The sequence below is a fragment of the Staphylococcus schleiferi genome (assembly GCF_025558325.1).
GTDB lineage: Bacteria > Bacillota > Bacilli > Staphylococcales > Staphylococcaceae > Staphylococcus > Staphylococcus schleiferi.
On record NZ_CP094712.1, the window covers coordinates 305,746 to 330,603 of the forward strand.

21 protein-coding genes and 1 riboswitch are annotated in these 24,858 nt (G+C 37.8%); of the genes, 10 read left to right on the forward strand and 11 right to left on the reverse strand.

The genetic code is table 11. The features are described from left to right. Positions 1-46 precede the first annotated feature (46 nt). The 10 genes from MUA40_RS01245 to MUA40_RS01290 all read right to left on the reverse strand — a co-directional run bounded on the left by MUA40_RS01245 (position 47) and on the right by MUA40_RS01290 (position 12,573). Positions 47-1,234 carry a thiolase family protein gene (locus MUA40_RS01245; protein WP_016425985.1) on the reverse strand — a complete coding sequence of 396 codons (1,188 nt, stop codon included), beginning with the start codon at positions 1,232-1,234 and terminating at the stop codon, positions 47-49. Positions 1,235-1,258: 24 nt separating this feature from the next. Beyond that, entirely contained in the window at positions 1,259-3,520 is a 2,262-nt protein-coding gene (fadB, locus tag MUA40_RS01250; RefSeq protein ID WP_016425986.1) for a 3-hydroxyacyl-CoA dehydrogenase/crotonase FadB, read from the reverse strand. Positions 3,521-3,601: 81 nt separating this feature from the next. Then, positions 3,602-4,813, reverse strand: a complete 1,212-nt coding sequence (fadE, locus tag MUA40_RS01255; protein WP_016425987.1) for an acyl-CoA dehydrogenase FadE — start codon at positions 4,811-4,813, stop codon at positions 3,602-3,604. Positions 4,814-4,852: 39 nt separating this feature from the next. Continuing rightward, on the reverse strand, positions 4,853-6,382 hold the full coding sequence (gene fadD, locus MUA40_RS01260; protein ID WP_126496139.1) for a long-chain-fatty-acid--CoA ligase FadD: 1,530 nt from the start codon (positions 6,380-6,382) through the stop codon (positions 4,853-4,855). Positions 6,383-6,411: 29 nt separating this feature from the next. Then, positions 6,412-7,977, reverse strand: a complete 1,566-nt coding sequence (gene fadX / locus MUA40_RS01265; RefSeq protein ID WP_155976543.1) for a fatty acid degradation protein FadX — start codon at positions 7,975-7,977, stop codon at positions 6,412-6,414. Between the two features lie 340 nt (positions 7,978-8,317). Then, positions 8,318-9,358 (reverse strand): acyl-CoA dehydrogenase family protein, encoded by a 1,041-nt coding sequence (locus MUA40_RS01270; RefSeq protein ID WP_155976542.1) that lies wholly within the window; start codon positions 9,356-9,358, stop codon positions 8,318-8,320. 19 nt (positions 9,359-9,377) lie between these two features. After that, complete coding sequence (locus MUA40_RS01275) at positions 9,378-10,145, reverse strand: ABC transporter permease (RefSeq protein WP_167732897.1); 768 nt, start codon at positions 10,143-10,145, stop codon at positions 9,378-9,380. Between the two features lie 5 nt (positions 10,146-10,150). Next, a complete protein-coding gene (locus MUA40_RS01280; protein WP_016425992.1) occupies positions 10,151-11,104 on the reverse strand; it encodes an ABC transporter substrate-binding protein in 954 nt (317 codons plus the stop codon). A gap of 12 nt (positions 11,105-11,116) precedes the next feature. Beyond that, positions 11,117-11,857: an ABC transporter ATP-binding protein gene (locus tag MUA40_RS01285; protein ID WP_016425993.1), complete on the reverse strand. Its 741-nt coding sequence runs from the start codon at positions 11,855-11,857 to the stop codon at positions 11,117-11,119. 203 nt (positions 11,858-12,060) lie between these two features. After that, positions 12,061-12,573: a DUF4242 domain-containing protein gene (locus MUA40_RS01290; protein WP_016425994.1), complete on the reverse strand. Its 513-nt coding sequence runs from the start codon at positions 12,571-12,573 to the stop codon at positions 12,061-12,063. A gap of 315 nt (positions 12,574-12,888) precedes the next feature. Between MUA40_RS01290 and MUA40_RS01295 the strand changes: the two genes are divergently transcribed. Continuing rightward, complete coding sequence (locus tag MUA40_RS01295; protein ID WP_016425995.1) at positions 12,889-13,344, forward strand: P-loop NTPase family protein; 456 nt, start codon at positions 12,889-12,891, stop codon at positions 13,342-13,344. Positions 13,345-13,496: 152 nt separating this feature from the next. Here the strand turns inward: MUA40_RS01295 and MUA40_RS01300 are convergent, their stop codons facing one another. Next, positions 13,497-14,012 (reverse strand): peroxiredoxin family protein, encoded by a 516-nt coding sequence (locus MUA40_RS01300; protein WP_016425996.1) that lies wholly within the window; start codon positions 14,010-14,012, stop codon positions 13,497-13,499. A gap of 330 nt (positions 14,013-14,342) precedes the next feature. Between MUA40_RS01300 and rbsK the strand changes: the two genes are divergently transcribed. The 9 genes from rbsK (at position 14,343) to MUA40_RS01345 (ending at position 24,749) form a co-directional block, all read left to right on the forward strand. Further along, a complete protein-coding gene (gene rbsK / locus MUA40_RS01305) occupies positions 14,343-15,227 on the forward strand; it encodes a ribokinase (RefSeq protein ID WP_016425997.1) in 885 nt (294 codons plus the stop codon). A 201-nt stretch (positions 15,228-15,428) separates the two neighbouring features. Next, on the forward strand, positions 15,429-15,890 hold the full coding sequence (locus MUA40_RS01310; RefSeq protein ID WP_262569756.1) for a transposase family protein: 462 nt from the start codon (positions 15,429-15,431) through the stop codon (positions 15,888-15,890). Between the two features lie 1,841 nt (positions 15,891-17,731). Then, a complete protein-coding gene (locus MUA40_RS01315) occupies positions 17,732-18,166 on the forward strand; it encodes a DM13 domain-containing protein (protein WP_016425999.1) in 435 nt (144 codons plus the stop codon). A gap of 61 nt (positions 18,167-18,227) precedes the next feature. Next, the gene (locus MUA40_RS01320; RefSeq protein ID WP_016426000.1) at positions 18,228-18,686 is read left to right on the forward strand and encodes a DoxX family membrane protein; all 459 of its coding nucleotides are present in this window, start codon (positions 18,228-18,230) and stop codon (positions 18,684-18,686) included. Beyond that, entirely contained in the window at positions 18,664-19,350 is a 687-nt protein-coding gene (locus MUA40_RS01325; RefSeq protein WP_016426001.1) for a response regulator transcription factor, read from the forward strand. The genes MUA40_RS01320 and MUA40_RS01325 overlap by 23 nt, the downstream gene beginning before the upstream one ends. After that, positions 19,351-20,388, forward strand: a complete 1,038-nt coding sequence (locus MUA40_RS01330; RefSeq protein ID WP_016426002.1) for a sensor histidine kinase — start codon at positions 19,351-19,353, stop codon at positions 20,386-20,388. Between the two features lie 334 nt (positions 20,389-20,722). After that, positions 20,723-22,573 carry an anaerobic ribonucleoside-triphosphate reductase gene (gene nrdD / locus MUA40_RS01335; RefSeq protein ID WP_126495954.1) on the forward strand — a complete coding sequence of 617 codons (1,851 nt, stop codon included), beginning with the start codon at positions 20,723-20,725 and terminating at the stop codon, positions 22,571-22,573. Further along, complete coding sequence (gene nrdG / locus MUA40_RS01340; protein WP_016426004.1) at positions 22,570-23,109, forward strand: anaerobic ribonucleoside-triphosphate reductase activating protein; 540 nt, start codon at positions 22,570-22,572, stop codon at positions 23,107-23,109. Before nrdD ends, nrdG begins: the two co-directional genes overlap by 4 nt. A 199-nt stretch (positions 23,110-23,308) precedes the next feature. Continuing rightward, a riboswitch (SAM riboswitch) is annotated at positions 23,309-23,407 on the forward strand. Positions 23,408-23,471: 64 nt separating this feature from the next. Beyond that, positions 23,472-24,749, forward strand: a complete 1,278-nt coding sequence (locus MUA40_RS01345) for an O-acetylhomoserine aminocarboxypropyltransferase/cysteine synthase family protein (RefSeq protein WP_167732591.1) — start codon at positions 23,472-23,474, stop codon at positions 24,747-24,749. Positions 24,750-24,858: the final 109 nt, after the last annotated feature.

A 24,858-nucleotide genomic window follows, 5' to 3' on the forward strand; every position in this document is an offset into this window, starting at 1 on the left:
TTTTTATTTTTGTGTTTTCGACTTTCTCCAATGTGATTAATGTGCTTTATTCACGGACCATTTCAAAGATACCGGCAGCACCCATGCCGACACCAATACACATTGTCACCATGCCGTAACGTGTGTCTGGTCGTTTTTTCATTTCAGAGAGTAAACGTGCGGTAAGCATCGCACCCGTTGCACCGAGTGGGTGGCCTAATGCAATGGCACCCCCATTAACATTCGTTTTATCAGCACTGAGTCCTGTTTCTCGCATAGAAGCTAACGTTTGGGCTGCAAAGGCTTCATTCAATTCAACTAAATCAATATCATCAATCGTTAAGTTGGCAGATTTTAACACTTCAGGAATGGCGTAAACAGGGCCGATACCCATAAGTTTTGGATCTACGCCGACTGCTTTAAAACTCACAAAGCGGGCGATAGGTTTGACATTGAGTGCTTTTACTTTCTCCCCAGACATGACGACGACAAAGCCTGTTCCATCAGAAAGCGGTGCAGAAGTTGCGGCTGTGACTGTTCCGTCTGATTTAAATACGGTCGGTAATTTACGCAACGTTTCAACGTTCGTATCAGGGCGTATAAATTCATCTTGGTCAAACGTTTTTACATGTACCTGTGGACCTTCAGCATCATATTCAACCTTGTGAACATCGATAGGTATAATCTCATCTTCAAATTTACCCTCTCGCTGTGCACGTGCAGCACGTTGATGACTTTGTACGGCATAGGCATCTTGGTCTTCTCGAGAAACTTTGTATGTTTGTGCAACATTCTCAGCTGTAAGACCCATAGGCGTTGAAACGCCTACATTTTGATCCTCTAAGATGGGATTGTTGGTTGGTTCATTTCCTCCCATAGGTACTGCACTCATCAGTTCTACGCCGCCTGCGACAATGATATCCCCTTGGCCCGCTATAATCTGATTGGCTGCGAGCGCAATTGTTTGTAATCCAGATGAACAATAACGATTGACGGTTTGACCGGGTACGGACTCCGGTAGACCTGCTCTTAATGCAATTGTTCTGGCGATGTTTTGACCTTGTAAACCTTCAGGAAAAGCATTTCCGACAATGACATCATCGACCATATCAAAGCGAAATTGGCCGCCAACCCGTTTTAAGACGCCTGATAAAACTTGAGCTGCCACTTCATCAGGTCTTTCGTGAAACATGGCACCGTTTTTTGATTTAGCTGCTGCCGACCGTCCGTATGCGACAATATAGGCTTCACGCATATTCATCATCCTTTCTCAACAAACTTAATTTCTTAAAGGCTTTCCATTTTTTAACATATAACTGATACGGTCATATGTTGGTTCTGTTTTTAAAAGTGCAATAAAATGTTGTTTCTCTAGTTTTTGCATATAGCGTTGATTGATATAAGTGTTGCGCGGTAAGTTTCCGCCCGACAGCACTGTTGCAATACGTACCGCGATATCATAGTCATGATCGCTAATAAAATGGCCTTCGCGTTGTGCGTCAAGTTGACCTTTAGCTAAGGCGAGAAAATCTTGACCTAAGGCAATGTATTGACGCTTAGGTTCAGGTCTATAATGTGCATCAGCTTCGAATTGTGCCCGTTTTAAAGCAACTTCTACACGTCGATCTTGATTAAAAATGATGCTGTCTGTCGGTTTCAAAAAGCCATAACGGCGTGCTTCAAAGGCATTGGTAGAAACTTTAGCAAGTCCAATTGTTTGTAACCGTTGTGACATAGAGGCTTGTTTATCATTAAGCAGGTGGTCAGTTTGGAGAATACGTCCAGCTAATTCAGCAAGTCCTCCGCCACTTGGTAATAAACCTACACCTGCCTCCACTAAGCCGATATACGTTTCACTACTTGCAACGACAAATGGAGAATGAAGCACCAGTTCACAGCCGCCACCTAATGCTCGGCCTTGAACCGCAGTCACAATAGGCTTCGTACTATATTTTAAGCGGTTGAAACTTGAATGAAGCTTTTCGATTGCAGGTGCGACCCATTCTTCTACTTTTTGAGCTTCATGTGCTTCTTTCATCGCATAGAGGTTCGCCCCTACACTAAAGTGGGGGCCTTCTGCGTAGATCACCATACTTGAGTAGGCTTCGTTTTCTAATACGTCAATCGCGTCGACCAAATCATCATTAAAGCCGTCAGTGATAACGTTATTTTTACTTTGTAGCTTAAATAAAAGTTGACGACTGTTAACAATTGCTAATTGTGAATCATCACGATTCCAAATGACTTCATCAATCATTTCTGAAACAGGTGTCACATGTGCAATCGTTTCGCCTTCTTGATAGAAACCATCTTCATGTGCTTCAATCCACTCTGGCAAGTCACCCAGTTCAGATTGTAGCCGTGCTTTCACACGCTCAAAGCCCATTAAATCCCAAAGCTGAAATGGGCCGAGTTTCCAGTTGAATCCCCATACAATTGCGCGATCGATATCACGGAAATCACTAGTGGCGTATGGGACATTGATCGCAGCGTAATAGAAATTGTTACGCAACGTTTCCCATAAAAATAGTCCGGCAGGGTCTTTCGCATTAAAGATGACATCTAAATTGTGCGCTAAGTCTTTGTTGAATTCTGCCAATATTGGGAGTTGAGGCGCTTCAACTTGAATATAATCTTGTTGTTTTGGATCGAAAACAAGTCTTTGATGCTGCTTTTTATCTTTCTTATAGAAGCCTTGTTTCGTTTTTCGACCCAGTGCGCCCGCTTCATAGAGTTGATTGACTAAAGTAACATCTTTGAAGTAGGGTTTTTCTTTTTCTGATTGTTGCATACCACGCGTTACGGAAACGGCAATGTCTAACCCAACTAAGTCAGACAATGCATAAGTGCCTGTTTTTGGACGCCCGATAATCTGTCCTGTGAGTGTATCGACTTCAGGAATAGATAAATTTTGTTGCTCTGCGCGGTACATAATATCATTCATTGTTTGTGTGCCGACACGGTTTGCAACAAATCCGGGTACATCATTCACGACAATGACGCCTTTACCTAAGACATCTTCAGTGAAAGTATGCATCTCATCAATAATCTCTCTACGTGTTTGTTGATTCGGTATTAATTCGACCAATTTCATAATACGAGGTGGGTTAAAGAAATGTAATCCCATAAAACGCGCTTTGTCTGCGTCATTAAAAACTTTTGCGATAGCCTCAATCGGTATTCCTGATGTGTTCGTTGCAAAGTAAGCATGAGCAGGTGCAGACTGTGCGACGCTTTTCCATATTTCGTGTTTGACGCTTAAGTCTTCTTTAACAGCTTCTAAATACAAGTCAGCATCATCATTTTCTAAGTCATCGTTAAAGTTGCCATAAGAAAGATTTGAAGCAAAATCTAAATCGAATAACAACGGCTTCTTAGGGTGTGTGATTCGTTCGTATGCTGCTTTAGAAATTTGATTTGGATCTGATTCGTCTAATACGATATCTAATAATTTAACTTTTAATCCTGCATTGACCAATACTGCGGCTAATTGTGCGCCCATTGTACCAGCACCAAGGATTGTAACTTTTCTGATCGTCATCATCATTCCTCCATTTCTAAGCAATTTCAAGCTTAATTAATATGACATTGTGTGACAGGTGACTTTCAAAGCATAAATGATTTAAATAAATGCGGAAGTTCCTGTTAATGCGCGGCCAATGACGAGGGCATTAATTTCATGTGTCCCTTCGTACGTGTACATGGCTTCAGCATCTGAGAAAAAGCGTGCAATGTCATACGTGTCTGCTAAAATACCATTACCTCCAGTTATGCCGCGTCCCATCGCAACAGACTCTCGAAGTCGTAACGTATTCATCATTTTGGCTGTAGATGTTGCGACCTCATCATATTCACCATTTTCTTGCATGCGTGCCAGCTGTGCACACATCGCCATCGCATGTGTGAGATTACCTTGAATCATCGCCAGTTTCTCTTGAACAAGTTGAAATTGACTAATTGATTTTCCGAATTGTTGACGTTCTTTTACATAATCGAGTGTGGCACGCAATGTCCCAGCAAGTGCGCCGGTAGCCATATATGCGACGCCTGCGCGTGTAGAGTAAAGAATCTTAGCGATATCTTTAAAGCTTGTAATGTTTTGTAAGCGGTCAGACTCTTTTACTGTCACTTGATTAAGGTGGATCAGTGCATTAGGGACAATACGTAAAGCAATTTTATTTTCTAAAATTTCAATGTCGACGCCTTCTTGATCAGGTGTCACAATAAAGCAATGTGGCTTCCCTGTCGCTTTATTAATCGCAAATACAGGGATGACATCCGAAACATGGGCGCCACCAATCCATTTTTTGGCACCATTTAACACCCACTCATCACCACGTTGCTCAGCGACAGTTTCTAAACCACCCGCAACGTCAGAACCGTGATCAGGCTCAGTTAACGCAAAACAAGTTCTCAGTTCATGAGACTGTAATTTAGGTACATATTTGGCCACTTGTTCTTTGCTACCACCAAATAAAAACGTATTATGACCGAGTCCTTGATGTACCCCTAATAAAGTAGCGAGTGAGACATCGAAGCGTGCAATTGTGTAAGACATGAAAAATTGAAACAGTTGGCTCGGTGTTTTTGCATTTTCACGATCTTTAAAGAGTAGGGGATGACTAAAATAATTCAAGTCACCGATATCTTTAAAATAATCTTCTGGAACAGTTGCATTGACCCAATGTTGATTAATGTCTTTGCGATATTTGCTTTCTAACAGATGATTGAGCTCTTCAAGTAATGTCAATTCGCCATCGGTTAACATTTTGGAAATGCTTAAAATATCTTCAGGGTAAAGTTGTTTCAATCTTGCTTCTTTTTCAGTCGTCATTTGACATTCCTCCTCAAAATTGTGTATACGATGTGTCCCTTATGCATTGTGATTGGCTTCAGAAGATGACTCTTTATTCACTTTTGAATTCATCATTTCACGAATTACGAGTTTGTCTGGCTTTTGTGTGGAATTCAGTGGCATATGTGTGACTGGTAAATACATCCGTGGCACTTTGTAGCCGGCAAGTCGTTCTCGCATATGCTTGTCCAATTGTTCAACATAGTCAGGTACTTTTTCTCGTAAAATAATAGCCGCGGCGATAGATTCTCCATATTTTGGATGTTCATAACCCACGACAACGCATCGATCAATTAACGGATGCTCAGCTAAGGCATTTTCAACTTCTGATGGTAAGACATTTTCGCCACCAGTGATAATGAGTTCTTTCTTACGATCAATGATGTAAATATCACCATCTTCATCTTTTTTAGCGAGATCCCCTGTTAAGAAGTACTGATTATGGAAAGATTTTTTCGTTTCTTCAGGCTGTCCCCAATATCCAGGTGTCACATTTTTAGAGCGAATGGCCAACTCCCCAATTTCGCCATCGCCCACTTCGTTTTTATCTTCATCCAACACTTTTGCGTCGACAAACATGACCGATTTACCTATACTCATCGGTTTGTGACGTGCATTTTCAGGTGTATTGACCATGACAAGAGGGGCTTCAGTTAAACCGTAGCCATTAATAATGTTGATGCCATATTTTTTGAATGCTTGTTGGATACTGGGTAAAGGTTGCGAGCCGCCTTGAATAACAAACTTGATGGCTCTAAAATCGTCAGGATTAAAGTTTTTTTGGTTCAATGTGCTGTAATACATGGTTGGAATCATAATCAAAAAGTCAGGATGATATTGTGCGATGAGGTCATTGAGTTCCTCGCCATTGAAATAACGTTGTAAAACAAGCGTGCCACCGGACATTAAAGTAGGAAGAACCGTATCGTTAAAGCCGAGTACATGAAACATCGGTGTTGAAATAATGGTTAAATACTCGGAGTTGAATTTGTAAGTCAATTCAACATTTGCGCCGTTGTTGACGAATGATTCATAGGAAAACATGACGCCCTTTGGCACACCTGTTGTGCCACTTGTATAAATCAATGTAGCGAGATCTGTTGGCTCAACGGCTTTGGCTTTGTAAACGTGATGTTGAGAGGGGTCAACTATTTGATTGTATGCATCTGAATCTATATCCATATGCAAATAATCAGGATTGATCTCATTAAGTGAACTCAAATGCTTTTCTGCGTAAAAAAGAATTTTTAAACCTGAATCTGACACAACACCGGCAATTTCTTTCGGGTTAAGTCGCCAGTTGATAGGAAGAAAGACTGCGCCCATTTTGAATGAGGCAAATAATAAATCCAATATGGCGACATCATTAGGTGCAAATATACCAATGACATCTCCTTGTTGAACCCCTTGTGACTCGAGATAATGTGCCATATTATCCGCACGAATATTGAGTTGTTGATATGTCCATTGTGTCCCTTTAAATGGATCGATGACAGCTGGTTTTTCAACATCAAAATCTGCGCGTGTTTTGATCCAGTCGAAATTCATAAATATACCCCCTTGTTTCGTTTTGATCGTCATGCTTCTGTCTGTATGCGATCTAAAAGCGCCCCCCATACGTGATGATAAATGGATGTGTCGGTGGTTTTCAGATTCTTGGAAACGAGCGGTCTAAAGCCCATTTGAGCAATGACATCTCGTTCTATATCTAGTCCGGGTGCGATTTCTATTAGCATCAATCCATCTTGAGTGAGTTGAAAGACGGCACGTTCTGTCACATAATAGATTTCTTGCTGAAGTGACTTGGCATAATCCGCATTAAAGTCAATATTGGATACGTTTGAGACAAATTTTTGCGTCTGCCCTTCTTGTTCAACATGTAAGCCTTGATTCGACACACTCAGTTGACCCCTAGCAACTAATGTGCCAGAGAAAACAATTTTTTGGACAGACTGACTAATGTCAATGAAACCGCCACAGCCATTCATTCGATGACCGAAATATGAGACATTGACATGACCGTATTGATCAACTTCTGCAAAACTCATAAATGCGATTGAAATCCCACCGTTATAAATGAAATCCCAAGTTAAATCGTGGCGCATACGGGCATCAACGTTAAAATTCATACCGTAGTAGTCACGACTTCCGATAAAACCACCAAATATGCCAATATCCATAATCGGTTGGACCAGATGTTCCACACGCTCCTCATGCAGGAGGTTCGTGAGTTCGTTATTGATTCCAAAGCCAATGCTAATCGTATCGCCTTTTGTTAAAAATTGAGCCGCCCGACGTAAAATTAATTTTCGTATACTGAATGGCAAGGGTGGCTCCGGCAATGACGCCACACGCATTTGCCCGGATAGCGCAGGGCTATATTGTGTTTGAATCAATTGTCGGTGATAGGCGATATCTTCGACAACATAAACGTAATCAACGAGAGAACCTGGTATAAAAACATGATTTGGATTTTGTTGACGACTATCAACAATAGCTTTCACTTGAACAACGACTGTTCCGTGATGGGCTTTGGCATTTAATGCAACACTGTAACTTTCGCCAAGGTGCGCTTCTTCATCCATATAAATATTGCCTTTTTCATCAGCATAAGTGCCTCTTAAGAGTGCAATATTAATGGCTGGTAAATGATAATGAAGAAATTCCTCCCCCTCCATATTAATTAAAGAGACTAAAGATTCTTGTGTTTTTTCATTGGCTTTACCGCCTTTATATCGCGGGTCAATATGTGTATGAAGACCGATTTTAGTGATGATACCTGGTGTGAGGTGATTGGTTTGACGATAATGTGTAGCAATCACACCTTGTGGTAAGAAATACGCCTCAACTTGATTCGATTGAATCGCTTGCGCTGTCAAAGGGGAAGCCGTCATTATACTCATGATGATGCGATCGACCATATTGCGTTGAATGAAATGGTCTAAATCAATCGTATGGCCTCCTGTACTAATGTCATTTGCTAACATAAAAGTGAGATGCGCAGGTGAAGCTGTATCGTCATACTGCTCTGCTAATCCATAGAGTAAAGCTGTAGGAAGGTTAGAAACAGTGAGTGCAGCTAAACCAATCACATCGCCATCATGTATCAATGTTTTGAACGTTTCCCATGTGCATTGTTTCATTTGCGACAGCTCCTTACACATAATGTAAACCCTTACATGAAATATAACATAGTTCACAAAATTGTAAAGAGAAAAAAACTTTATTTTCAGATATTGGTCACAGTATAGACATAAATATAGCTATTGCACCTTAGTCTACGTTGGAATTCAGGAATAGGGTGCGTGATAAAAATGTTTCTTAATCTAGATGGATTTTGGGGAGAAAGATAGTGGAAGTGAATTAAAAAGAATAACTCGGTTTACGTAAAGTGGATTATTAACCCATACGCAAACCGGTCAGTGATGGCCATTGATCCATAGAGGAAGAAGCCGTTGATTTCAAATTGTTGAAGATGCGGTATTATCGTGCTTGTAGCGTGGCCTCGAGTTTGCCTAAATGTCTTAATGTAGGCGTCAGTGCGGCAAAGAAAAAGCCTTCTTTGAGTTTACGCGCTTGTGGTGCTTTGGGTGAATAAGCACGAGAGCCGCCATTGACCATGGAAGCTTGATTGACTTCTAATAAAAGATAGCCGAGCGCTTTTTTTAGTTGAACGAGCTCTAAAAGTTTTGTTTGTAACGTGTCTTGATGACTTTCAAGTAAGGTATAAAATTGTTGATGTAACTGATGATACCTTTGTTCATAAGCTTCAACGTCATACTCTAAATAAGCGTTGATGCCGTTTTGTGCATTTGAAAATTGACGGATTAAGTCTAATGAACTTTTAATCGCGCCAAGTGCAATTGGAATTTGAAGTGCAATAAATTGTGGGCGTATGGCTGAAGCAAATTGTTCGGCCTTTTTAGTAATAATTTGGTCTTTAGTCACGTTGACTTCATCAAAAGTAATGCGATATGTAGCAGAACCATTGACGCCCAAGAAATTTGATTTTTCTTCTAACGTGAGCCCTGCTGTATTGGCACGTATAATAAACATAACCAGTTCTCCATTATTTTGATGTTGAGAAATCGCACCAAAATAGTGGTCAGATCCAATATTACTTACGGCAGGTAGTTGTCCATTGACTACGATTGTATCGGCATGATCAACATGTGTTAAGTTAAAACTTTCAAGATCATTGAAAGATTTCATCGGGTTAGATAAACCCGTAGCCCCCAATACTTCGCCTGATAAAATTTTCTGTTGCAAATCGCGATAGAGTGCGGGTTGTTTTGCTTGTTTTAAATAAGTAGAGAAGGCCAGTTGGCACCATAAACAAAAGCCCGTAGTCAGACAAGCTTCTGAGACTTTTTCGATAGACTGTGCATTTTTTATGAGATTGTTTTCTGAAAAATGGCCTTCTGTGAAAAGTTGTTGGATAAATGATTTAGCATAGTAATTACCATAATCAATATCAATTAAATAAGGTTCTAATTCATTTTCAATCAGTGTGTCGATAGACATGCGTGACGCCTCCTATAAATTAAGATTCCCCGAAGTGCTTGAGCATTAATTTTTCTAAATAACTAATGAGCCGATCGATTAAAAATCCAAAAAGCCCGATAAAAAAGATAGCCGATAAGACATCTTCTAAATTCAACATATTTCGTGAGTCTACAATCAAGAAGCCTAAACCAGACTGTGCCCCAATCATTTCTCCAGAGACCAAGAAAATCCAACTTGTTCCAACGGCGATATGTATCCCTGTCATCATGTACTTAAATGCGCCTGGAAAAATAATATTTTGATAGAGCTTCCATCCGGTTAAGTTCAAATTGCTAGCTATTTTTAAATAATGCGGGTCAATCGTGCGCACGCCTTTAATCGTATTAAAGACAATTGGAAAGAACGCCGCAATAAAAATAATTACAATCGCTGGCAAATTTCCAATGCCAAACCATAGGACGATAAAAGGGGACCACGCAATGGGCGATATGGGTCTTACTAATTGGAGTAAAGGCTCAATCGCGTGAAAAAATGCATCATTTCGGCCTAATAAAATACCAATAGGGATTGCCAATATAATCGCAAAGATAAAGCCAATGACGAAGCGGTAGAGACTAATACCGAGATGGATGCCGATTTCCCCGGTTATAATAAATTTCCAAATGCTTGCCCCAACTTGTAGGGGACTTGGTAAGAGGATAGGGGGATAGTGACCTATCCAGATGACGAGTTGCCAAATAAAAAGAAAAAGTACAAAAGTAATTAAAGGGAGTATAAAGCGTTGAGATAATCGACTATTGCTCATAGGAACTAACCCTCCTTGTATAATGATGGATCTACAAAACTGTCAAAAGAAGGGGGCTCGAATAGATGATGTTCAGAGACGCTTTTAGCGATGTCACGATACCCCTTTTCCTTAATTGTTAAGTCGCCATAAGATGTCCATTGCGCCGATTGTTCAAGTATTTTACGATTTTGTTTATAATTTTTTTCCATCACGTCGACACTTTTTTTAGTGTCCGTCATGTCGTAGCCTGCTTGTTTGTAATCACGCATAAATTGGTGCACAGCTTTTTGATTATGTTGAATCAAATCTTCTTGAAGCACGAGTACACAACAGTAAGCATCTGGAATAATATCACTGCCATGCTGTAAGAGTTGGCCTTTTCCTAACTTTTCACCTATTGCGCCAAAAGGTTCAGCAACGGAATAGCCAGAAATACGTTTTTCACTTAAAGCGGCAGGCATTTCAGCAGGTGCCATTTCATGATAATGAAAGTGACCCGGTTGTATATTAAGTTTTTCTCTCATCCGTTCTAATAATAAATAATGTGTCGAATACCGATGCGGAATCGCAAAGGAATAATCCTGATTGAGTTTAAAATCATGTAAATGATGTCCTTTTTGACCGAGAACGACATTCCCTTCATGATGACCGAGTGCGACAGCTTTAATCGGCGCCCCTTTCGACTTTGATTTCATTGCTAATTCGATTAATGTAGAAGCGCCATCAATACGTCCGCTGTTCAAAGCATCCATTAAGTCTGGCCAGTTATTAAAGCGGACGAGCTTAATTTTATAAGTGCGCTGTTGATTTTTATCGTTAATTACTTTGGTCATCATTAAATTAGCTGCATGGGTAATTGGTAAATAGCCAATTTTTATTGTTTTTTGAGTATGTGTCGATGTCTGACTCTGCTGTTGAGGCGCACAAGCACTGACTAAGAGGGTACAAATGAGTAAAAATAATATCATCTTTTTCATGGAAATCCCTCGCTATAAGTAATATTCAGGTTCAGCCATCTGATGGTTGATCGCAAAGTCTTCCATGATTTGATTGCGTAATGCAAGCAGTTGATCATCATTGCGGTTTCTTGGATGTGACTGTTGAATAGGATATTGTTTGATGATTTGACAACCCTCACCTAACAAGATGACTTCGTCCGAAAGATAAAGGGCCTCATCAATGTCATGTGTGACCAAAAGTAGCGTAGCATGGGTATGTGTGCGTAAGGTAATCAATTCGTCTTGCAATTTATAACGTGTAAATGCATCTAATGCGCCAAGAGGTTCATCTAATAAAATCACTTGCGGTTGATGCACAAGGGCACGACAGATGGCAACCCGTTGTTGCATACCTCCAGATAATGCATCCGGGAATTGAGCCCCTGTGCCTTCTAAACCTACCGTCGCAAGATACGTATTCATTTCAACGGTTGGAATTTTATGTGCTAAACCTAATTGAATGTTGTCCTGAATGGTTTTCCAAGGTAATAAATTATGATGTTGGAATAACATTAAACAGTCTGAAGAAGGGGATGTTTTATGTATACCATCAATCGTAACTTGACCGGTGTGAGGGGTTAAAAAACCACCAATAAGGTTTAACAGTGTTGATTTTCCGCAACCACTTTTACCGATAAAACTGATAATTTTTCCTTTTGGGATCGTTAAATTAAAATCTCGAATCACATGATGTGCGCCAAAATAATGATTGAGTCCTTGAATTTGAATCATGAACACCCTCCTTAAATCATATAAGAATACTATGTTTTATAGTTAGAGTAGAGGGAGTGGACTTGAATATGAAAACCATTGTCACACTCCCTGAGAATGATATGTCTATGAAGTTGAATTGTATAAAGAGATTTTAAGCGCACAAAATGAGAAAAATAAGTCATGCGCAGTGTTGTCGTGTTCGGCTGTCATGAAGCGCAATTTTAAATTTTTTCAATATCATCGATAGGGGTATCGACTGCTTCGCGTGCACGACGAACCGCATCTTCATTTGGTGCGTTATATAAGCAGACGCATTTGGTCATATCTTCACAGACGTAAGTTCTTTGAAATTGTACTTCAGGAACTTCTTCATAGTGAACAGAGTTTTTCTTTTTACGTTCTAAATATTGGTCCATTGTGATCCCTTCTGGAATATTCCAAGTCACGAGGTAATCTATAGAAACGTCTCCTTTTTTTATTTCATCTAAGTCTTTGCCTACAAGGCGCACTTCTTTAACAAGACTCACTTGTATGGACGCATCTTCTAGAAATTGTTTTGCTTCTGCTTCGCTGTCACTTTCCACAATAAAATAACCATGTGACAGGTCTTCAGTCACTTGTACTTCAATCAGTTCTGGTCCGGGTTTTTCAGAAAGCAGTTTGACCTTTTCATCTAATTCGACTGATGATTTTGCAAAAGATAAATTTTGTGTTTCTAATAAAAATAGTGCCATAAATAGAACCTCCATCAATTAAGATACAGCTATACTATAATAATTCCTATCAGAAAACAAGGGATTTTAGAAAGATAAATCTGAATTTTTTGATAATAAAAAAGTTACGAAAATAATTGTACGGTTGTTAATTAAAACTTAAAATTTTTTTGTTTTTTGAATTAGGACGATCAACCTATAAAGTCACTTTGTAACTGTGTGTTTTCAACATGGCTTTGACTCGAATTTTCACCACGAGTTATAATGATATGCACATGTAAGACAGGATGTGGAATACCAAGGCATTTATTCATATTGAAGACAGGAGTGGGAGAGATGTATCAAAGGATTGTCATTGTGGGGACACCAGGGTCTGGGAAGTCAACACTTGCTGAAAGAATAGGGGAACGATTACATATTCCTGTAACGCATTTAGACCAATTTGCCTGGGAAGATGGGGAATTGATGGCACCGCATATTTTAGAACAGCGCATCGTTAATTTAGTTAAAAATGAAAAGTGGATTTGTGACGGTACTTATTCGGAGACGCTTGAACTTCGAATCAAAAATGCGGATTTATTGATTTGGCTTACAGATTCAAGATGGAAATGTATTTTGCGCGTGCTTTATCGTTACGTCAAAAGTAAATTTAGTCCTCAAATTGGTCATAACCCAGACATTATCAGCTTAGATTTTCTAATCTATATATGGAACTACAATAAAAAGTTTGAAGCATTAATCAATGAATGCTATGCACCTTATCGCTCAAACTGTCAATTATGGATACGGTGATTTTTTCAAATATGTTAATTGAGATTGTAAGCAAGTTATAGTAAAAATTGAAAATAATATAAAAAACCGGGGCTGGGATTTCGTTTCCAGCCTCGGTTCAATTGTTGTAGTGCAAATTTAAAATGAACGCAACTGCATACTTCAGCGATACTTTATGATTGGCTTTGGTATGTTTTTTTAATATATTGGATTGTTTTACGAAGTTCAGTCATTGTTGGGCGTCCGAATGGATTCGTTTGTTTTTGTTGATATAACAAACGATTGTCTTCAGATATTAAGAAATAAGCTGGCTCGTTATGTGCGCCGTGATCATCATAAATAGAGTCATCTGGGTGTTTGAAAACACCGTAAGTATCTGCAAATTTTGAGTCTTTATCTACTAAAACTGGATAAGGGACGTTTTTTTCTTCTACCATTTTTTGTAAGTTTTCAGCGCTATCATCTGAAGTTAAGATAATTTTGATATCTTTTCCTTCAAAATAACCTTTATTTTTAATTAATTGATCCAACTCTTCCATACATACTGGACACCAAGAACCACGGAAATTAATCACGAAATACCATTGGTTTGGGTAGTCTTGTTGAAATTGATGGAAATTAAAAGTTGAATCATCTGTTGCTTTAAGTTCAAAGTTAGGCATTTGTGCGCCAAGTTTAAATTCAGTCATACATGAAAACTCCTTTCAAGTAGTCGTAATATATATTCAATATATCATTATTGAATATAATATAAAAACGGAAAGCTTGAGTGCTGTAAATCTAAATGACGTTATGAATTTGTTTTTGGAAGCATGATGAAGGAAAAAACATACTAGAATAGCTTAAATGTAGATAATAATAAGATAGCGCTTTCTAAAAAGTGATATCGATATTCGTAGTGGGAAAAACAAAACACTAGAATATATTTGAAATTTAAATTTATAGGTATCATTATATTAGCAAAATGACGGGCAAATGGATAAGATGGAATAGAAGAGAAACATCAAGGAGGAATCGTTATGCAACACATATATGTAATTGGAAGCGCTTCAATGGATTTGGTTGTGTCTTCAGAAATTGTACCTGAACAAGGAGAGACGGTTTTGGGTGAGCATTTTTTCACAACTCCAGGCGGTAAAGGCGCAAATCAAGCCGTTGCAGCAGCTAGGTTAGGTGATCATGTTCACATGATCGGATGTGTAGGTAATGATACATTCGGAACACAACTTAAAGAGAATTTCGAACGAAATGGCGTACAGATGGACGGCATTCAAGTGATTGATTCCGTACCAACGGGAACAGCACATATCACACTTTCTCAAAACGATAACCGTATTATTGTTGTGCCTTCTGCGAACTATGAAGTGACACCACAGCGAATTCAACCTTTTTTAGAACGTTTAAAACCGAAAGATATCGTCTTAATCCAACAAGAAATACCTGAAGAAACAGTGAAACATGTCATTGCGTATTGTTATGAACATGAAGTGATTTCTATTCTAAATCCAGCACCTTATCGTGAGATTCCACAACAGATGATTGAACAAGCAACATACTTAACACCTAATGAAACTGAAAGTGCCAAAATGTTCGATGGCGTGTCTATCGAAACTGCACTTGAAAAGTACCCGAATCAATTGATTGTGACATTAGGTTCAGCAGGGGCAATTTATCATAATGGAGATTCACTCGTGAAAGTGCCAAGTTTTAAAAGAACAGTCAAAGATACGACAGGTGCAGGCGATACTTTTAATGGTGCGCTAGCAGTCGGTTTACAAAAAGGATATACACTGACAAAAGCCATTGAATTTGCTAATTTAGCGGCAAGTCATTCAGTGACTGGTATGGGTGCACAAGGTGGTATGCCTTATCTTGATGATTTAAAAAAAGAATTTGAAATATAAATTGACGTTATATTAAAGAAGTGGGACATATCGTTTTAATAACTTCCAAAAACGAGGTTACGATCATGTGTCACTTCTTTTGGTTCTTCATTTTTTATGGTGGGATGACATAAGTCATCCTGCTTTTTTGTACAAAAATAGCGCAAATGCCTCTATAATTTTAAGTGACTAAACCAAAAATAAAGGAGACATATTGCGCCTATGTGTAATGATATATTAAAGTTACTAAAAATTAAAGATAATAATATTAAAATCACTAAAGTTGAAGAAGATGTAGTTATTAGAGGTAAGAAATCTAACGTCATCTTTGGTACCCTTTCATACAAGCCTATGACTTGTCCTCACTGTTATCATACGAATCCAAACCGAATACACAAACACGGAATACGTTTATCGCGAATTACTTTTTTAAGATTCCAAGAGATAGCAGTGTATTTAAATCTGTTAAAACAACGTTTTAAATGTATGGTTTGTGGTCGGACTTTTACTTCTAAAACAAATGTTGTTGAGGATAACTGTTTTATCTCAAACCATGTTCAGAAAGCCATTATAGATAAAGCAACACAAGTTCGCTCAGAAACTGATATCGCAAGTGATTGTAACGTTTCTGCATCTTCTGTAAAACGTGTGATTCATAAAGTAAGCAATGCCACTTTTCAATAGTGAAATTGCTTAAATAGATTGCGTACCGAGTCGAGACTCCCGAGGCATAGAGCCGAAACCGAAAATCCATTTTGGCTTCTTATGAGCTACAATAAAAGCCAAAATTAGTTGAGGTAAGGCGCCTGGGAAAGCGAGACTCGAAGAAGCAATCGGAAGTTTGCGACTTAATTATTATAGACACATAACCACCATATAAAGTGTACAGCCCTTCTTTTTTATACATAGACCATATATAGCATTGGTTGAGATATATTCAAAGGTCTTCGGTAGTATCGAGTTGCTACTCAAAGTGAAGTGTCTGTCATTAACATGTGTAAGGTGGAAAGTCGGAATATCAAGAAGGAGACTCAATCAAAAGGCAAATAAAATAAGGGACCCCAGATGTGAGATGAAGCACATCTGGGGTATAAAGGTTTTAAGATTTTAAGATGATTTTTAATTATCTAGAGTTGTAAAAATGATACTAGATGTTTCGAGACTATTGATATATACGAAAGGGAGTGTATCGATATACCAACAATCCGCGCTACTATAGAATCAAGTTGTAATTATTTGGAGGTGTTACGCTTATAGGGGTATGGCGTAACGACCATCGTGTATCACTATGCTAAGGGCTATTTGACATAATGATACATGTGCTCTTAGTGACATTATCATATTGTCGGTAGAATCACATGTACTAGAGGGATGACATGCGATTTTGTTATGACAATTCACTAGGAGTTCATACCTGTTGTTTAATCTTACTTTAGCTATGGAGGATAAACATTTCTGTTGTAACAATCCGCCATCTGTTAATGGCCTAAAATTGTTCAACTTGGCTTTTACTTGTTAAGGGAATATTAATTCTTGCCTACTGTTGTCCTTTAAGGAATGACTGATATGTGTATGATTTTGACCCTTTGCTGAAGTGACCTATACGATAGAAAAATAAATCATGTCGAATTTGTAAGTCATGTTTAAAAATGGCTTCAAATTGAATTGTGTGCACACAATCATTGTCATTACGACGACAAATTTAGATTTCTATAGCAATCGAGATAACTACCAACATAAAATATGAAAGTATGAATATCTCAATTGTCATGTTCAAAAGATGCACGTGACTTCATTAATTTATTCAAAACGTTCATACGGTCATCACAGAGTACGCATGAGACCATGCCTTTGAGACCAGATGAATCATTGTAAAAAAATGATAAGTGGACATTCACTTGTTATTCACGTATATCAATTTGAACACTTTTAAGATAGCATATAATTTTAGCTTTGTAAATCAAAAAGTTAGGCAAACCTAAAAATATTTATGAATGATGCTATTTTATAGGGTTTATTAGTATTTTAGAGAAATAAAATAGTGCCATTTTTAGCAATAAATTTATATGAAATTCGAAGCGTATTATTGTGAGAAAGTAATCTATTAATATAAGAAGTAAAATATTTAAAAGCCTGATCGTGACGTGTAATGACTGATAGAGTGTTCTTTTGAAAAAGTCTTTGATCATTACATTTAACGGTGAGGTTTATTTTTTCTGTCGTATAAAATATTTTGTCATAAGATAAACTCAATCGATAAGATAAATCAAAAATAAAAGAGTTAAACATGATTGAGTAGATGTATTTGCCTGGCAAGTAAAGGGGAAAATGCGGTATTTACGCCACTTATAACCTTCATCATCTTATATTTTGTTTCATTCTTATATATATAAATAATTGGAAAATATATAAGAAATGACTGTTAATAATTATTTAAGAATTATTAATACCTAGTTTATGTCAATCAACAATCACGTTATTTACAATGATACATGTAATATCAATTTAGAAAGAAGGAATTATTTATGAATATAAAAATGGCTTTAGTTTCAGGTGCATTAGCGACAACATTTTTATTAGGTGCTTGTGGCAATGACAACATGGACAAAAAAGAAGACAACAAAGCTGAGACATCTATGCAAGATAAAAATGTAGATAACTCAAAAGTAATGAAATCAGGTACTTTTAAAGGTGAAAACAACGAAACAGTTAAAGGTAAAGCTGAAATCAAAGACGGTAAGTTAATGTTAACAGACTACGAATCATCAAAAGGTCCAGACTTACACGTTTACTTAACTAAAGGTAACGACATCAAAAAAGGTGAAAAATTAGACGAAGTTAAGTATGACGAGTCTACACAAACTTTTGACCTTAAAGGTGTTAAAGCAGAAGACTACGATACAGTGACTATCTACTGTGACAAAGCACACGTTATCTTCGGTTCTGCAAAACTTAAATAATCATCAAGACAAACATCAAGTAATCAACAAGAAACAACATCAATAAGAAAGGAGTGAAGATATGTCGATAGCTTATAAAGTCTTAATTCTCCTTATTCGTTTAGGCTCAGGTTTTTATATACTGATGCAAGGCTTTGAAAAGTTAACAGGTGGATTTGCAATTGACGGGCTTGTGTCAGTCATTCGTGACAACCAAGATTCCCCCCAATGGTTTAAGACATTTTTCGAGTTCGGTGTTGCAAATCATTTAGAACTTTTCAAGTGGATGGTACAACTTGGTGAGATTGCCATTGGTTTAGGTCTCATTTTAGGTGTGTTATCTTACACTGCGAGTTTCTTTGGCGTGTTCATTATGTTAAATTATATTTTAGCTGATATGATTTTTACTTACCCAGTGCAACTTTTATTCTTTGTCATTTTATTAATGAATAAAGAAACATTAGCGGCAATTAGTTTAAATCATTTCATCAAACGTAAAAATATAAGGAATGATGAAAATGGCGCACATACTCATAGTTGATGACGAGCAAGACATCAGAGAAATCTGTAAAACTTATTTCGAATATGAAGGCTATCACGTTTCAACCGCATCTAATGGCGTAGAAGCAATGGAATTGTTGGATACCCATGTGGATGTCATGGTAATTGATATCATGATGCCCGAGATGAATGGTTACGAAGTTGTACGTGAAATGAAGAATAAAGGACTCGACATCCCATATATTTATCTAACTGCTAAAACGAGCGAACATGACACCATCTTCGGTTTAATGTTGGGGGCTGATGACTATGTCAAAAAACCATTCAGTCCACGTGAATTAGTCATACGTGTTAAAAATCTTCTGCACCGTGTCAACGTCACAAGTCCTTCCACACAAGACACGATTCGCTGTGGAAAACTCGTATTAAATAATTTAACTAAAACCGTAGAATTAGAGGGAGAACTTATCCCATTCCGCATCAAAGAGTTCGAATTGTTATGGCATTTTGCAAATAATGAATCAGTCGCATTGTCCAAGACAGATTTGTTAGAACAAGTTTGGGGTTATGAGTATTATGAAGATATGAACACGCTTAATGTTCATGTCCATCGTATTCGCGAAAAACTAGAAAAATATGGCTATGACGACTATATTATCGCAACGGTATGGGGTCTAGGCTATAAGTTTCAGAGGCAGATTTAAATGACGATACGTAAACAATTAATCTATTCGTTTATCGTTACGATTATTACAACGACATTTTTATTTTATACATTATACAAACTGATGTGGTTTGACGGACCACTTACAATTCTTTTGACATTGTGTTCATTCCTTTCCGGTATGATGACACTAATTATCGGTATCTTTTTTACAGTTCCCATGATAAAAAAGATTGAAAAGTTGAATGAAAAAACACAGAAAATCGCAAAAGGCCAATTTGAAACGGAGAAACTCAAAATTAATGCCCCTAAAGAAATAAAAGAATTGAGTGAATCCTTTGATCAAATGGTCGATAAAATTCAAGAGCAAATGAATTTAATTAAAGAAGAGCAAGAAGAAAAAATGAATATGGTGCAAAATCTCGCACACGACTTAAAAACGCCCTTAGCGAGTATTAAATCCTATTCAGAGGGATTACGAGATGGCATTATTCATAGTGAATCAGATACACAAAAGGCCTACAGTATCTTAATTAATCAGTCAGATCGACTATCAAGAATGTTCGATGATATCACAGACGTCATCACCGTTAACTACCAAGAAAATGAACTGACGCAAATTCACATTGATCAACTATTAATCCCTATTTTTGAAGTCTACTCACAACGATTACAACATGAACAAAGAGAACTAGACATAAAAATAGCAGAAAATATCAAACCTTTCACACAAGATCAGCGCGCAATAGAACGCATCATCATGAATTTCATCGACAACGCGCTTAAATTTTCAGAACACGGTTCGCCCTTAGCCGTAGAGGTCTTTGAAGTAGATGATGAAATCGCAATTTCGATTTCTGACTCAGGTATTGGTATTCCAGAATCAGATATTAAAAATATATTTGAAAGAACTTTCAGAGTCGAAAGTTCAAGACACAAAGATACAGGTGGTTCCGGACTTGGCTTGTACATCGCTCAAACATTGGCGCATCAAATCGGTGGTCATATAGAAGTTGAGAGTACGTATGGTCAAGGAACGACAATCACTTTACGCTTCCCTCCACAAGATAGATTATAATTTCTCAATAACAATATTTCTCTAACCTTCCATAAATTTATAAATAGATAAAACGCTAGGATCCTCCACAAGTCCTAGCGTTTTTTATGATGTTCAACACTTTAAGCACTTTCCCCAATCAAAAAGAAAAGATGAAACGTGATATAAACGTGCAGCCTTACAAAGAATTTAGGCATTTACTTCAAATTTCCAATCCAATCTAACGCAATATTTTGTTCACATAATGTTTGAAAAGAAATGACAAATTCGTAAATCTGTCAGTTATCATTTGAAAAACACTATATATGGTGTTTATGATTATTTATAGATACTATATATAGAAAAGAGTGATATTTTGACACAACTGGAAAAAGAACTTACTGGTTTAATGACAAAAGATCCTACAATAGTAAATGAAAATGCAAACAAGGATAGTGAAACGTTTTCAACAATGCGTGATTTGACTGCAGGGGTAGTCTCAAAATCGTACGCTTTAGATTATTTACTGCCAAAACACGTGGCAGAGGCACATCGAAAAGGGGAAATACACTTTCATGATTTAGATTATCACCCATTTCAGCCGTTAACAAATTGTTGTTTAATCGATGCTAAAGGGATGTTGGCGCAAGGCTTTCAAATTGGCAATGCGCAAGTCACATCTCCTAAATCGATACAAACAGCAGCGGCACAACTCGTTCAAATTATTGCGAATGTATCGAGCAGCCAATACGGGGGTTGCACAATTGATCGAGTAGATGAATTATTAAGTACATATGCGAAATATAACGAACAAAAACATCGTGATATTGCGCAACAATTTGTAGACGAAGCGCATATTGAAACTTATGTCGATCAACGTGTGACACAAGATATTAGTGATGCGATTGAAAGTCTAGAATATGAAATCAATACATTATATACATCTAACGGACAGACCCCTTTTGTGACTTTAGGCTTTGGCCTTGGTACGGACGAACTCAGTCGCAAAGTCCAAACAGCAATTTTAAAAACACGGATTAAAGGGTTAGGTAAAGATCGAATCACAGCCATCTTCCCAAAACTCGTCTTTTCAATAAAAAAAGGAACGAATTTGGCACCATCAGATCCAAACTATGATATTAAGCAACTAGCTTTAAAATGCTCTATGAAACGCATGTATCCAGATATTTTAAATTACGATAAAACGGTAGAGTTGCTTGGTGATTTTAAAGCACCTATGGGTTGTCGCTCATTTTTACCGGCTTGGCAAAATGAAAATGGTGAATATGAAAATAGTGGCCGCTGTAATTTAGGTGTCGTCACTTTAAATGTGCCACGTATTGCGATTGAATCAGAAGGCGATATTGAACGTTTTTGGATTTTATTTGATGAACGGATGCAAGTGCTACATGATGCATTGGCTTATCGTATTGAACGTGTGAAAGAAGCCGTGCCAAATAATGCGCCAATTTTATACAAACGCGGTGCTTTTAAATATCGTCTTGATGAAAACGATTCAGTGGATGCTTTGTTTAATAAGCAACGTGCGACTGTCTCTATGGGATACATTGGACTTTATGAAGCAGCAACAGTGTTCTTTGGACCTAACTGGGAAACTAACGCAAATGCGAAAGCTTTTACACTTGAAATTTTAAAACGGATGCAAGCATATCAATATAGTTGGACTGAAATGCATGACATTTGGTTTAGTATTTATAGCACACCAAGTGAGTCTTTGACAGATCGCTTTTGCCGTTTAGACTACGAGGCGTTTGGTTCGATTCCTGATATTACAGATAAAGGTTATTATCAAAACTCATTTCATTATGATGTGCGGAAAGACGTGACACCGTTCGAAAAATTAGATTTTGAAAAAGATTATCCGCATTTTGCAAGCGGTGGCTATATTCATTATTGTGAATATCCTAAATTAGACCATAATGTGAAAGCGCTTGAAGCGGTGTGGGATTATTCATATGATCGCGTGAGCTATTTAGGTACAAATATCCCAATCGATCGTTGTTATGACTGTGGTTTCGAGGGAGACTTTGAAACAACTGAAAAAGGTTATAGTTGCCCACATTGCGGAAACCATAACCCTGAAACGGTTGATGTTGTTAAACGGACATGCGGTTATTTAGGTAACCCTGTACAACGACCAATGATTGAAGGGCGTCATAAAGAAATGTGCGCGCGCGTGAAACATATGAAAGCGAATCCCTCATGATTGCACAAAAAATAAAAAAAGGTGCAGGTTATATTGCTAAAATCGAATACCAAAGCTTCGTCGATGGAGAAGGTGTACGTTGTAGTGTCTATGTTTCAGGTTGCCCGTTTTTATGCGAAGGTTGTTACAATGTGGCAGCCCAAAATTTTCGATATGGTGAACGGGCAACGGAAACATTGATATCGGAAGTGTTAGATGCGTGTGCGCCGGAATATATTTCAGGATTAAGCATTTTAGGGGGCGAACCTTTTTGTAATTTAGATATCGTTATACCATTAGTACGTGCTTTTCGAAAACGCTACGGTAGCCGGAAATCAATTTGGGTTTGGACAGGCTTTTTATTTGAGTACTTATGGTTTGCACATGATGAACGGACTGCGTTATTAAAACAGATTGATGTCATTGTAGACGGGATGTTCATTCAAAAATTATATCAACCTAATTTGCCCTATAAAGGGTCATTAAATCAACGTGTCATTGACGTCCATCAATTTATTAAAACCGAGATGATTAGTCAGTCGATTTACATCGAATAAACGGACTGCGTGTTGATACTCACAAATGTGATTTTTTCAAATTTTTGCAATTTGTAAGAAAATTCGGATTTGTATATTGACATCGTTAAGGATGTTAGATAGACTTGTTGTATCATTAAAAGCCAATAAAACACCCGCACGGTTATTGTATTGGCCGTTCTATTTGCGCGATACATCTTGCATTTTAACAATTGAATCATACTTATCAAGATTGGTGGAGGGACAGGCCCTTTGAAACCAGGCAACCTATTCAGTTAGGTGCTAATTCCTGCAGGTGATTTAACCTGAGAGATAAGTCTTCTAGTAAAAGTCTATCTTTATCAGGTAGGCTTTTATTTTTTTATTAATAGGGGGAATGTCAAATGACAAGTGATTTTAAATTTGAAACGTTGCAATTGCACTCAGGACAAGAAGTCGATGAAAGTAGCCATTCACGTGCTTTACCGATCTATCAAACAACATCTTTTACTTTTGATGATACGGCACATGCGGCGAATTTATTCGGCTTAGATGAACTTGGGAATATTTATACACGCCTGATGAATCCTACGACGAACGTACTTGAAACACGTGTGGCTGAACTTGAAGGGGGTGTCGCTGGTGTAGCGGTTGCTTCAGGTATGGCAGCTATCACATATGCGATTCAAGCTGTTGCACAGAAAGGCGATCATATCGTAGCCAGTTCTACATTATATGGTGGGACACATACACTTTTCACACATACGTTACCTAAATATGGGATTGATGTCACATTAGTAGATACGAAAGATGTCAGCAATATAGAAAATGCGCTTCAAGAGAATACGAAGGCATTATTTGTAGAAACGATTGGGAATCCAGAAGGTAATGTCGAGGATTTCGATGCACTTGCAGCAATTACAAAAGCGCAAGGTATACCACTTATTGTTGATAATACATTTGCGACACCTTATCTTTTACGTCCGATTGAATATGGCGCGAATATTGTTGTTCACTCTGCGACCAAATTTATTGGTGGGCACGGAACATCGATGGGTGGTGTCATTGTTGATGCAGGTAACTTTAACTGGGATAATGGCAAGTTTCCAGGATTAAGTGAACCCGATCCATCTTATCACGGTTTAGTGTTCAGTGAAAAATTTGGAGAAGCCGCACTTGCTTTTAAAATTCGTACAACAATTTTAAGAGATACAGGGGCAGCGATTTCACCATTCAATGCATTTTTACTAACGCAAGGCTTAGAGACACTTTCATTACGATTAGAACGACATGTCGAAAATGCTGAAAAAGTTGCACAATGTCTTGAAAAGCATGATAAAGTCGCATGGGTTAAATATGCGGGTTTACCGACGAGTGAATATTACGCGTTAAAAGAGAAGTATTTACCAAAAGGTGCAAGTTCCATCTTTACCTTTGGTGTCAAAGGCGGATACGAAGCAGGTAAAAAGTTTATTGAAGGCTTAGAATTATTTTCTTTATTAGCGAATGTAGGAGATGCAAAGTCACTTGTCATTCACCCTGCATCAACGACACATCAACAATTGACAGAAGCAGAGCAAAAAGCAGCAGGTATTGCCCCTGAGACGATTCGTCTTTCGATAGGCCTTGAGCATATTGATGATATTATTGCAGATTTGGAAAAAGGCTTTGCCAAAATTTAATTTTTAAGCGTCACACAAAATGAAAATAAAGGGAAATTCATGATCCGGTAGATTGACATGAACGCTTTTAAAGCGTAAGCCACCATGTGAAGGAAGTGATTATTCTACC

Coding starts and splice junctions, on each gene's coding strand:
- MUA40_RS01245 (WP_016425985.1), bottom strand. CDS start 1,234: ATGCGTGAAGCCTATATTGTCGCATACGGACGGTCGGCAGCAGCTAAA.
- fadB (WP_016425986.1), bottom strand. CDS start 3,520: ATGACGATCAGAAAAGTTACAATCCTTGGTGCTGGTACAATGGGCGCA.
- fadE (WP_016425987.1), bottom strand. CDS start 4,813: ATGACGACTGAAAAAGAAGCAAGATTGAAACAACTTTACCCTGAAGAT.
- fadD (WP_126496139.1), bottom strand. CDS start 6,382: ATGAATTTCGACTGGATCAAAACACGCGCAGATTTTGATGTTGAAAAA.
- fadX (WP_155976543.1), bottom strand. CDS start 7,977: ATGAAACAATGCACATGGGAAACGTTCAAAACATTGATACATGATGGC.
- MUA40_RS01270 (WP_155976542.1), bottom strand. CDS start 9,358: ATGTCTATCGACACACTGATTGAAAATGAATTAGAACCTTATTTAATT.
- MUA40_RS01275 (WP_167732897.1), bottom strand. CDS start 10,145: ATGAGCAATAGTCGATTATCTCAACGCTTTATACTCCCTTTAATTACT.
- MUA40_RS01280 (WP_016425992.1), bottom strand. CDS start 11,104: ATGAAAAAGATGATATTATTTTTACTCATTTGTACCCTCTTAGTCAGT.
- MUA40_RS01285 (WP_016425993.1), bottom strand. CDS start 11,857: ATGATTCAAATTCAAGGACTCAATCATTATTTTGGCGCACATCATGTG.
- MUA40_RS01290 (WP_016425994.1), bottom strand. CDS start 12,573: ATGGCACTATTTTTATTAGAAACACAAAATTTATCTTTTGCAAAATCA.
- MUA40_RS01295 (WP_016425995.1), top strand. CDS start 12,889: ATGTATCAAAGGATTGTCATTGTGGGGACACCAGGGTCTGGGAAGTCA.
- MUA40_RS01300 (WP_016425996.1), bottom strand. CDS start 14,012: ATGACTGAATTTAAACTTGGCGCACAAATGCCTAACTTTGAACTTAAA.
- rbsK (WP_016425997.1), top strand. CDS start 14,343: ATGCAACACATATATGTAATTGGAAGCGCTTCAATGGATTTGGTTGTG.
- MUA40_RS01310 (WP_262569756.1), top strand. CDS start 15,429: ATGTGTAATGATATATTAAAGTTACTAAAAATTAAAGATAATAATATT.
- MUA40_RS01315 (WP_016425999.1), top strand. CDS start 17,732: ATGAATATAAAAATGGCTTTAGTTTCAGGTGCATTAGCGACAACATTT.
- MUA40_RS01320 (WP_016426000.1), top strand. CDS start 18,228: ATGTCGATAGCTTATAAAGTCTTAATTCTCCTTATTCGTTTAGGCTCA.
- MUA40_RS01325 (WP_016426001.1), top strand. CDS start 18,664: ATGGCGCACATACTCATAGTTGATGACGAGCAAGACATCAGAGAAATC.
- MUA40_RS01330 (WP_016426002.1), top strand. CDS start 19,351: ATGACGATACGTAAACAATTAATCTATTCGTTTATCGTTACGATTATT.
- nrdG (WP_016426004.1), top strand. CDS start 22,570: ATGATTGCACAAAAAATAAAAAAAGGTGCAGGTTATATTGCTAAAATC.
- MUA40_RS01345 (WP_167732591.1), top strand. CDS start 23,472: ATGACAAGTGATTTTAAATTTGAAACGTTGCAATTGCACTCAGGACAA.